Origin of the sequence: Thalassospira sp. UBA1131 (genome assembly GCF_002311515.1) — a bacterium.
In the GTDB taxonomy this organism is placed as follows: Bacteria; Pseudomonadota; Alphaproteobacteria; order Rhodospirillales; family Thalassospiraceae; genus Thalassospira.
The window spans coordinates 26,874-38,176 of the sequence record NZ_DCAO01000031.1 but is presented as its reverse complement, the minus strand read 5'-3'; the positions used below and the strand labels follow the sequence as shown (position 1 = coordinate 38,176).

The window sequence follows — 11,303 nt, the reverse complement described above, 5'->3', positions numbered from 1 at the left end:
CAGGCTGACTTTTTTGACGGTATCGGAACACTGGCGCATCAACAAACGCCCAATCGCGGTCGAACCGGTAAAGGTCAGTTTGCGGACCTTGGCATTTTCGGTCATTTCCGCACCGATCACCGGCGCATCACCGGTCACGATGGACAACAGCCCCTTGGGCAGACCGGCACGTTCGGCCAGAATTGCCATGGCAAGGGCGGAATACGGTGTTTCCATCGCCGGTTTGACCACCATCGCACAACCAACGGCCAATGCCGGGGCGGCTTTACGGGTGATCATCGCGGTCGGGAAGTTCCATGGCGTGATGGCGGCACAAACACCAATCGGTTCTTTGAGAACCATCACACGGCGACCTTCGGCAAAGGTCGGGATCACATCGCCATAGACGCGTTTGGCTTCTTCGGCAAACCACTGCAGGAAGGATGAGCCATAGGCGATCTCGCCCTTGGCTTCGGTCAATGGTTTACCCTGCTCTGCCGTCATCAGGGCGGCCAGGTCGTCCTGATTTTCCATCATCAGGTCGTACCATTTCATCAGGATGCCCGCGCGTTCCTTGGCGGTGCGCTTTTTCCAAAGCTTCTGCGCCTTTTCGGCGACATCAATGGCATGCGCAACTTCATCACGGCCAAGAACCGGAACCGTGCCAAGCACTTCACCGGTTGCGGGGTTGGTTACCTCGGCTGTTTTCCCGTCTGGGGCATCGACCCATTCCCCGCCGACATAGGCCTGCTGGGTGAAAAGACTGGGGTCTTTAAGCGAAATCATTTGAGTGCCTCCGGAAAGCATTATTGGGAGCGACATGATCGCATTCTGGTCTTTATCTAGTCTGCTCCGTGGTGGATGCCACATTTTTGCGAGATATTTACCCAATAGCAATCGCAAACCGGGGCCGAGGCCTGCTTTGCTAGAAGATTTCATCAAAGGACAGCCAATCACCGTCGATTAGCAGAACCTGCGATATTTGCGCAAAAAAGCGGGAACAACAGTGTTGCTCCGGCCATGATCAGTCATCGCGTTATTATGTTATGCGCAAAAACACACCTAGTTCGACAGCGTCCCGAAATAGCCCGGCTGATAATCAATCGGCAGAAACCGGTCATGAAGCTGTTTGAAGGTTTCATCGGGATCGATATCTGCAAACAGATCGGGGTGAAACCATTTGGCCATCTGCTGAATGGCGACGAACTGATAGGGGCTGTTGTAAAACTGATGCCAGACCGCATGGAATGCTTTGGTCTTTTGCGCCTTGATCCCGAGATAAGCCGGGCGGGTCGGATAGAATTTCAGTTTTTCAACAATTTCGTCCGGGTCGGCACCCGGACCAACCGGAACCCATTTGCCCCCCGGCACATAAACATCCCACATCGCGCTGGTGACAATGATGTGATCCGGATCTGAAACAATGACCTGTTCGGCATTGATCTGCCCGAAGGTGCCCGGGATCAGGTCCTTGGCAATATTGTCGCCACCGGCCATTTCAACCATCGCACCGAAATTGCCATCGCCAAATGAATGGCAGCAATCCTCATAAAACCCGGCGGCACGGTCGATGAATACTTTCGGCCGATCCGGTTTCACACTGGCCAGACGATCAGTGATTTTTGCGATTTCCTCAGCACGGAACGCGATAAATTCCTCGGCACGATCTTGCTTGCCAAACAGTTTTCCGAACAAACGTATGGAGGGTTCGGTATTGACTTCCGGGCTGTTGCGAAAATCGACATAGACCACAGGGATATCAAGGGCTCCAAGCTTTTCGATATAGGCGGCTTCTTCCACCGCGCGCTTGGTTTCAAGATTGAGGAAAACGATATCAGGCTTTTGCGCAATCGTGGTTTCGATATCAATCAGGCTTTGCTCCAGCCCCTCGAAGGCCGGGATATCGGCAAATGCGGGGAATTTCGAAAGATAGGCCTGATAGGTCGCCGGATCGGCTTCGATCAGGTCCTTGCGCCAACCGACAATGCGCGCCGCCGGATTTTCGCGATCAAGGGCGGCAATGATGTAAAGCTGGCGACCCTCGCCAAGGATGGCACGTTTTATCGGGACATTGACCGCAACTTCGCGCCCGGCGATATCGGTTACCGTGATGGTTTCGGCCTGTGCTTGCATCGGCCCAATCAGAACCAAAACCATAAACACAAGCATCTGTGAAAGTTTACGCATCCTCGTTTTACTCCCCTGATAGCTCAGTCGGGTTTGTCGTACGACCGACACCAACCCGCGTCACAGCGGTCAGCACCAAGCCGACGAAATAGACAAAACCGACGAGAAAATAGATGTTTGAAAGCCCGGAAACCTGCGCGAACCAGCCGCCAATTGCGATCCCGGCAATCGATGAAAACTGGGCTGTGCTTTGCGCCAGTCCCAGCAAATATCCCTGCTGATGATCAGACGCGCTGCGTGACACCAGTGCGGTCAAAACCGGCGTGGTCGCACCCAAAAGCGTTCCCCACAGGAAATACATCGCGGCAAAAACAGTGACCGATCCGGTCAGCCCGGCCGTCACGGTCACGACAATGCATCCGGCAATCACCAGACACATGCGCCCCAGAACGTTTTGCGCGGCCCGCCCTTCGAAATAGCGCGCCCAAAGAGACGCCGTTGCGACAAAGCCCAGTGCCAACAGGCCATAACACAGGCCAACAACCCAGTTGCCGACATCAAAAGTGTGCAGGACATAAATCGGAAACGGCGATTGCGTTACCATTCGGCCAAGCAACAGAACGCCGATGATCGTCAGCAAGGAAATGACCTGTGGCGATCGCACGATGCTCGGCTTGGTATCCGGTCTGTCACCTGTCTTAGGCCGCACCGGAGCGGCGACAGTCGGAAGTAACACCCAAACCGAAATCATGCAGAGTGCACACAGGATGGCCGCCGAAAAGTTGATCCAAAAGAAGCTGGCAAGATCAAGGATCACACCACCAACCAACGCCCCGCACAGCGAGCCGAGGTTGGTCGATACCTGCAAATAGGCAAACAGCTTTGCCCGCCGTGCCGGGCTTTCGATGCTGACCCCGTACGCCTGGGCCGGTGCGATATAACCGGCACAGGCCCCTTGCAAAAACCGCAAGATCAGGATCGAGAAGACATCACCAGAAAAGGCTAATGCAAGCTGGGTCGCGGCCAAGCCAAACAGGGCCCTAATCATCATCGCCTTGTGGCCGAAACGATCCCCGACCCGCCCCCAAAACGTGCTGGTCAACATGATACCCAGCATCGGCCCGACATAAACGCCGACACTGGCGACGGTGAACAGATCATCCGAACTGGCAAGTGAACGCAGATGAACGGGCCAAAAAGGCCCGCTCATTTCCATGGCACCCATCGAAACCAGTTGCAGAACAAACAGGAGATGAATTTTCCTGTTTGTCCCGATCAGGTTTCCGGTCACATCAGAAGTCCGCGGTTAGCGACAGGAATGCGGTGCGCGGGGCACCGAGCGAGAGCAATCGGTAGTCGTTCACACCTGACCAGTATTTTTCGTTGGTCACGTTCTGAATCGATGCACGCACCGTCAACGGTGTTCCATACAGCTCAGTTTTGTAACGCGCACCAAGGTCAAGGGTCGTCCAGTCGGGAATACCCTGCACATTGTTTGTATCCACAAACTGTTCAGAAGTGTGGGTAACCGTGCCGCTTAGGGTCAAGCCATCAACAAAGGGGGTATCCCATTCACCAACAAGGTTGATCTGCATTTCCGGCGTACCAACCGGGCGCTTTCCTTTATTGGAAGAAATAACTGCTTTGGTGATTTCGGAATCGAGAAACATCACGCCTCCCATCAAGCGAACGTCATCGGTGACCTCGCCAAATACGTTAAGCTCGATACCGCGGTTGCGCTGTTCGTTGTCTGCTCGATAGACGCTCGTATCGGGATCTTCATCAGCACTCGGCTTAGTGATTTGGAAGGCCGAAACAGAACCACCAATCGTCCCGAAATCAAGTTTGATGCCCGTTTCAATTTGCTTGGCAATGTAGGGGTCAAGTGTTTGCCCGGCATTGGCTGCACTAGTCGGCACCGTTTGCCCCTTGTTCAGACCTTCGATATAGTTCGCATAAAGCGAGACCGTCTCAATTGGCTTCACAACGACCCCCACCATCGGGGTGATGGCACTGTCATCGTAGGAGGCGGAGAGCACACCAGAGCTATAGTTATTAACCTTGATGGTTTGATGACGGGCACCAACCGTGAACAAAACTTGCTCGTCCCAGAACGACATCGTGTCGGCTACAGCATAGCCAGTGAGTTCTGAGTCAGATAGCTTGGGGCGACCATTGGGCGCGCTTACAGCCACCGGTGATACTTCCTGAACATTGTATATGTTCCCTGAGGTACCAGTAGCAGCGGTCCCCAGTCCACGACTTACGGAATCTTGATAGTGAGAAGCTTCGAAAGTGACTTTATGATTTACTTCAAGAGTATAGAACTCTCCGCGAACACCGCCACTGGTCGACCAGCGGTCTGTTAAAAAGCTGCCATAGGTCAGATTGCTCTCGGAATAGTCCCCTGCCGAGTTCTGGAGGATTGGCGTCCCAAACACACGATCCAGTTCCGTACGTCCACCGCCAAAGGAAGCGAACACAGTCAAGCTATCAAGTACATCATATTCTGCTTTGATCATACCAGAACGATCAACCGCATCGGACCACTCCCATTTCTGGATTGGGTTTGTTGATCCGTCCGGTGCATCTGGAACGGCAAAAGTCGCTCCACTCGATATGAAAAATTCTCGTGCTGGAGCATCCAGGTTTTCACGTTGATCAATCAGATCAACAGAAGCCCGGAAGTTATCACCTTTGTAGTCCAAAGCCAGTGCTGCGAGTGATCTCTCACGCGTTTGATGATCAAGATAGGTATCACCATCATGGTAGCCACCGTTAAAGCGGACGCCAAACTCATCGTTCGCGCCAAAGCGGCGGCTGAAATCAAGGTTACCACCACCCTGCTCGCCCCGGCCGTAATCAAGGCTGACACGGTTAAGGTCTTCATCCCCTGCACGTTTGGGTACAATATTGATTGCCCCCCCTACTGCGCCAGTCGGTGACATTCCGTTCAGCAGCGCATTGGGTCCCTTGAGAACTTCGATGCGCTCCGCAACATTCGAATCAACGCGGAAAGTAGGTGCAACCCCGTATGCACCATTAAATCCCACCTCACCGGCGTTAAACAGATTCACTCCAAATCCGCGGATTTGATAGGTATCAAGATTTGATGTTTCGGCATTTGGCGCGCGCACGGACGGATCATATTGCAAGACATCCGCAATCGTTTCCGCCTGCTGATCGGCGATATATTCGCTGGTGTAGCTGGTGATGCTGACCGGGGCATCCATGATATCGGTATTGCCCAGCATGCCCAGGCGTCCGCCGGTTGCCACCTGCCCGCCAGCATAGGCCGGGGCAAGATCGGATTGCGTGCCGGTGGCCTCGACAATCACCGGATCAGTGACCATTTCGCCGCTGGCATTACTCTGCGTGCTTGCGTCGGTAATGATCAGCGAACGACTACCGATTGCGCGATAGGATAAATCCGTACCGCGAATAAGCATTTCGATTGCAGCCGGGACAGAGAGCTCGCCGCGAATTTCGCGCGATCCCGCGATTTCCGGCAATTCGACGGTATAGGCGATGCTCCAGCCGGAAACATCACCAATCTGGCTGATACCGTCGGCGATTGACGTGACGCTGAAATCAAAGCTGTAAAGTGCTTGCGCGACTTCGACCTGTTTGCCCGGCACGGTTTGAGTGTTGGTTTCAGCCGCCATCAAAGCGGTCGGCAGACCGATTGAGGACGTCATCAACAATGCCGAGATCAGGATATTCTTTTTTGATTTTGCCTGCTTGGAATACAAATTCCCGCTCCATTCTGAGATTGGTTTTTCAGGCAGGTCCCCCTGCACCTAGAAAAACAAACGAGCGGGAAAATAAACTCCTCACATGAGGAAGCACTTTTTTGCGAATTTTTCGCAATATTAATAGACAACCATCAACCAAGGTGAGGTCTTGATAACCGATCCACCCACCGCAACGGCAAGCGTTTCAACGGATCTGACAACATCGTTGGTCGGGAAACTGCCCGAAACGGTTTTGTTTCCGATATCGCCCAAAACCATCAGACGGCCCGGTGCGAAGTTATCAAGACGCGCAACCAGATCATCAAGACGCACGTTCTGAACACTCAGACGCCCATGCATCCAACTTTGTACGGATGCAATATCGACGACTTCCTTGGCCTGCAACCCGCCAGCCCCGACTGCCACCGCATCCCCCGGACCAAGCATGACACTGCCTGTATCGGCCCCGGACGACACCTGGACAGCGCCCTCTTCAACGCCGACCCGTGTGTCTTGCGTCAGGTAATCAACATTGAAGCGCGTCCCAACCACTTCGACTGTTGCCATACCGGCCCGAACCCGGAAGCTGTCGCCATCGCGATGCATGACATCAAAAAATGCCTGACCGCGCAAAAGTTCGACATCCCGTTTCCCGTCTTCAAAGTCGGTGGCAATCGCACTGTTGGCGGCAAGAAAAACCACTGATCCATCCGGCAGCCGGATCTCGGTTACCGTGGCGGCATCGGTAACAATATCAGCCTGAAGATTGTCCAGGCCGTCGGGATTAAGAAAGGCAACCATCGCCAATACCGCCGCCACCGCAGCACATGACGTCACAGTCCGTAGCGGAGAGAACCAGTCAAGCACCCTTTGCCAAACTGGCACCTGCCCGGCGTCGCTGACTGCAATGCGGCGGGCTGGCTCTTCGACCTGCGCCCAAAGAACGCGCATCTGATCATAGGCAAGGCGGTTGCCTGTGTCGGCATTTAGCCAGGCATCAAATTCTTGCTCCTGCGAGGCCGTCAGCGAACCACCTGCACGCTTTATGTGCCAAAGGGCTGCTTCGTCCTTTTGCGCCTCGGTCAGTTTAATGTCGCCTTGCATTGATCTGTTATCGGTCCACACGGTACTGGCTGTTATGCGATTTCTATAACGAATAAACGGCTGAGAACAAAATATCCTCATGCCGTTTGGCTCAAACTTTTCAATCTGTATCCCGATAGGCTTCAAGGCGTTGCTGGCAATGGCGCATGGTGCGTGCAAGTTGCTTTTCCACTGCGCTGACAGATGTTCCGTATTTCTGCGCCAGTTTTGCGTTTGAAACCCCGTCCACCCGATGCAAAACAAACATCTCGCGCGCCTTGGGGGAAAGTTCCAGCAAGGCCCGATCAAGCGCCGAAAGGGCCTGGCGCGACTGGGCATGATCGTGCGGGGAAGATGTTTCTCTCTGCCATAACTGGATGGGCAAGATCCGGCGCATGAGCCCCGTGCGCCCCGCTGTGCTGCGATGATGGTCTATCACGGCGTTGCGCACCGATGCATAAAGAACCTTGACGTTTTCTTCGTCCGTTCCGTGATCCCCCGAAAGCAACAGTCTGGCATAGACGTCCTGAACTATTTCATCCGCAGTCTCACGGTCACCGATACGACGATTGGCCATAGAGACCAGTTGCCGACGGTGGTCCTCAAACAGTTTTGAGAGCGTGTTCTGCCAGGGCTTCATATTCGGATCATCTGCTGTCGCTTTGTCGCGAATTGTCGTGTCCGGCCACAATGCGACTTCGGATCACACGGCAACCCGGAAGCGTAAGCTAACAATAATGATAATCATTTTCAATCGCAAAAGAGTTTTGATATTCAGACCCGCATATTTGGCGGCTTTCATCACTTATTTTTCAGTTTCAACCGATTCCAAGGGTTTTTCTGCCCTGATTGCAAACGAAAGAAACAAAGATTTGCCTGCTGCCCAACAAGGGAATTGTTCAATCCTCCAATGATTACAATCTGTTACATTTCAGAAATTCAGTTTCGTTAATGAAAATTCCAAACAGTCATAATTTTCGCTTGCAATTATTTTGGGGCGTTCGTATCGTTTGTGAAAGAACAGAATGGCAGTTGAGAACAGCTGTCACAAATAAGAGCAATTGGGGAGGAATCGGTTGCTCACTCCAAAAACATATGACATCGCCATTATTGGTGGTGGGATCAATGGCACGGGCATTGCGCGTGACGCGTCGGGTCGTGGGCTCAGCGTCTATCTGTGTGAAAAGGATGACCTTGCCAGCGCGACCTCGTCGGCCAGCACGAAGCTGATCCATGGTGGCCTGCGGTATCTTGAACATTATGAATTCCGCCTTGTGCGCGAAGCGCTGATTGAGCGCGAAGTTCTTTTGCGTGCCGCCCCGCACATCATCTGGCCGCTTCGGTTTGTCCTGCCGCACGTCAAGGGCCTGCGCCCGGCATGGATGATCCGGCTTGGCCTGTTTTTGTATGATCATCTTGGCGGTCGTGAAAAACTGCCGGGGTCCGAGGGCATCAAACTTGCCACCCACCCGGCCGGTGCGCCATTGGTCAAGGGCATGGACAAGGCATTTGTCTATTCCGATTGCTGGGTTCAGGACGCGCGCCTTGTGGTGCTGAACGCCATGGATGCCCGCGATCGCGGTGCCGATATCGAAACCCGCACCGAATGTGTATCGGCCAAACGCGAAAACGGCCTTTGGACCGTGACACTGCGCAATATTGATGACGGGTCAGAAAAAACCATCCGGGCCAAATCGCTGGTCAATGCCGCGGGTCCCTGGTGTGCCGAGCTTCTTGAAAAGCGGGTTGAGGCCAAAAAGAAACAGGGCATTCGCATGGTTCAGGGCAGCCACATCGTGGTGCCAAAACTGTTTGACCATGACTATTGCTATATCTTCCAGAACCCTGACGGGCGGATTGTTTTTGCCATCCCCTATGAACAGGACTTTACCCTGATAGGTACGACGGATCGTGATTACAAAGGCGATCCGGCCAAGGTCGCGATCAGCGCAGATGAAACCAAATATCTTTGCGAACTTGCCAATACCTATTTCGAAAAGAAAATCACCACCGATGACGTTGTCTGGGCCTATTCCGGTGTCCGCCCGCTGTATGGAGATGGCAGCGAAGACGCATCCCAGGTAACCCGCGACTATGTTCTGGAAATTGACCGGGGCGAAAATGCCGATAATGGTGCGCCGCTTCTAAACATCTATGGCGGCAAGATCACCACCTATCGCAAGCTTGCGGAATCCGCGATGAGCAAGCTTTGCCCGCTACTTGGCAGCAACGACACAAGATGGACCGCGGACAAACCGCTTCCGGGCGGTGACATCCCCGATGCGGATTTCGAACGCTATCTTACTGCGATGCACAAGAAGTTTCCCTGGATTCCGCAAGCACAGCTATACCGTTACGTGCAAAACTACGGCACACTCACCAATATGATCATTGGCGATGCCAGCGATCTGAAAGGGCTTGGAAAGCACTTCGGTGACGACGTATACGAGTGCGAATTGCGCTATCTGGTGGATCACGAATGGGCCAGAACGGCCGATGATATTTTGTGGCGCCGCTCCAAACTGGGGCTGCACCTTTCGGATGAGACGCGTAATGCCATTGTCCAATGGTTCAAAACCGAACCGACATCAAAAAACACCGTGAAAGCGGGCGAAGGAAACAGTGGAAAATGACCCTTACGCTTGAAAACATAACCAAGACCGTGGGTGGGGAGACCCATATCGACGATGTGTCGATGACGCTCGAACCGGGATCGTTCAACGTCCTTTTGGGGCGCACACTTGCCGGGAAGACGACGCTGATGCGGATTATGGCAGGCCTCGAGCCGCCGACCAAGGGCCGCATCCTTGTTGATAATGCCGATGTGACCGGCATGGCGGTGCAAAAACGCAACGTTGCCATGGTCTATCAGCAATTCATCAACTATCCGTCGATGAACGTGTTTGACAACATCGCATCCCCCCTGAAATTACAGGGCGTTGACAAGGCAGAGATCGAAAAGCGTGTGCGTTCGACAGCCGAACTCATGCATATCGAACATCTGCTTGATCGCCTGCCACAGGAACTTTCCGGCGGTCAGCAGCAGCGTACCGCCATGGCGCGCGCCATGGTCAAGGATTGCAAATTGCTGCTGCTTGACGAACCGCTGGTCAACCTTGACTATAAGCTGCGCGAAGAACTCCGCGAAGAGATCCCCAACCTATTGGCCGAACGCGACACCATCGTTGTCTATGCCACGACCGAGCCGATGGAAGCATTGCTGCTGGGTGGTAAGTGCGCGGTTATGCATGAAGGCCGGATGACCCAGTTTGGCCCGACGACAGAGGTTTATCACAACCCGGCCTCGGTCAAGACCGGCCTGATCTTTTCCGATCCGCCGATCAACCTGGTTGAAGCCGAAGTGCGCGATGGCGCAATCTTTATGAAAAGCGGCCATCAGGTGCCGCTTAAAGGGCATCTGGCGAACCTTTCAAATGGCGATTACACCCTTGGCATCCGCGCCAACCACCTGTCGGTTGATCCGACCGGGGATGACACGATCGCGATGCAGGGACAGGTCGAACTGGCCGAAATCACCGGTTCGGAAACCTTTGTGCACGTCCATTTCAATGATGTGTCCTGGGTGATCCAGGAAGAAGGCGTTCACAACCCGCGCCTTGGCGAAGCAACCCAGTTCTATGTCGATCCGACACGCCTGTTTGCCTTTGATGCGAACGGTGCGCTCGTGGCCGCCCCGCCGGTCGAAATTTCAAACGGCAAAGCGGCGTGAGGGAAGAGTAAGAAAATGGCACGTATTGATCTTAAAAGCCTTGCGCATTCCTACTTCCCCGATCCGAAAACGGACGAGGATTATGCCCTGCGTCGCATGGAGCATGTCTGGGAAGATGGCGGCGCTTATGCCCTGTTGGGCCCGTCGGGTTGCGGCAAGACGACATTGCTCAACATCATCTCCGGCCTTGTGACCCCGTCACACGGTCAGGTCCTGTTTGATGGCAAGGATGTTACAAACCTTGCCCCGGAAGAACGCAACATCGCACAGGTTTTCCAGTTCCCGGTGATCTATGACACCATGACGGTCTATGACAACCTGGCCTTCCCCCTGCGCAACCGTGGCATTGATGAAAAGCGCGTTGATGCCCGTGTGCGTGAAATTGCCGGGATGCTGGATCTGACAGGCAAGCTCAAGCAAAAGGCACGCGGCCTTGGCGCGGATGAAAAACAGACGATCTCGCTGGGGCGTGGTCTGGTGCGTGATGATGTTTCGGCCATTCTGTTTGACGAACCGCTGACGGTGATTGACCCGCATCTGAAATGGGTTCTGCGCCGCAAGCTTAAGGAAATTCACAACAAGCTGCGCCCGACCATGGTGTATGTCACCCATGATCAGGTCGAAGCCCTTACCTTTGCTGACAAGGTTGT

9 protein-coding genes are annotated in these 11,303 nt (G+C 53.8%); 3 read left to right on the top strand and 6 right to left on the bottom strand.

All coding sequences use genetic code 11. From position 1 onward, the window contains the following. The 6 genes from B3Z49_RS04490 to B3Z49_RS04465 form a co-directional block, all read right to left on the bottom strand. A partial coding sequence (locus B3Z49_RS04490; protein ID WP_296988494.1) for an aldehyde dehydrogenase family protein occupies nucleotides 1-765 on the bottom strand: 765 nt, incomplete at its 3' end. Nucleotides 766-1,041: 276 nt separating this feature from the next. Then, entirely contained in the window at nucleotides 1,042-2,166 is a 1,125-nt protein-coding gene (locus B3Z49_RS04485) for an ABC transporter substrate-binding protein (protein ID WP_296988492.1), read from the bottom strand. 7 nt (nucleotides 2,167-2,173) lie between these two features. Continuing rightward, a complete protein-coding gene (locus B3Z49_RS04480; RefSeq protein ID WP_296988491.1) occupies nucleotides 2,174-3,397 on the bottom strand; it encodes an MFS transporter in 1,224 nt (407 codons plus the stop codon). A 1-nt stretch (nucleotide 3,398) separates the two neighbouring features. Then, the gene (locus B3Z49_RS04475; protein WP_296988490.1) at nucleotides 3,399-5,771 is read right to left on the bottom strand and encodes a TonB-dependent receptor; all 2,373 of its coding nucleotides are present in this window, start codon (nucleotides 5,769-5,771) and stop codon (nucleotides 3,399-3,401) included. 207 nt (nucleotides 5,772-5,978) lie between these two features. Then, the gene (locus B3Z49_RS04470; RefSeq protein WP_296988488.1) at nucleotides 5,979-6,944 is read right to left on the bottom strand and encodes a FecR family protein; all 966 of its coding nucleotides are present in this window, start codon (nucleotides 6,942-6,944) and stop codon (nucleotides 5,979-5,981) included. Nucleotides 6,945-7,044: 100 nt separating this feature from the next. Continuing rightward, the gene (locus B3Z49_RS04465) at nucleotides 7,045-7,563 is read right to left on the bottom strand and encodes an RNA polymerase sigma factor (protein WP_296988487.1); all 519 of its coding nucleotides are present in this window, start codon (nucleotides 7,561-7,563) and stop codon (nucleotides 7,045-7,047) included. Between the two features lie 436 nt (nucleotides 7,564-7,999). On the opposite strand from B3Z49_RS04465, the gene glpD reads away from it, so the two are divergent. From glpD to B3Z49_RS04450, 3 genes are all read left to right on the top strand, one after another. Beyond that, nucleotides 8,000-9,556, top strand: a complete 1,557-nt coding sequence (glpD, locus tag B3Z49_RS04460) for a glycerol-3-phosphate dehydrogenase (protein ID WP_296988485.1) — start codon at nucleotides 8,000-8,002, stop codon at nucleotides 9,554-9,556. Further along, nucleotides 9,553-10,653, top strand: coding sequence for an ABC transporter ATP-binding protein (locus tag B3Z49_RS04455; RefSeq protein ID WP_008890107.1), 1,101 nt, complete (start codon nucleotides 9,553-9,555; stop codon nucleotides 10,651-10,653). Before glpD ends, B3Z49_RS04455 begins: the two co-directional genes overlap by 4 nt. A 15-nt stretch (nucleotides 10,654-10,668) precedes the next feature. Further along, a partial coding sequence (locus tag B3Z49_RS04450; protein ID WP_296988483.1) for an ABC transporter ATP-binding protein occupies nucleotides 10,669-11,303 on the top strand: 635 nt, incomplete at its 3' end.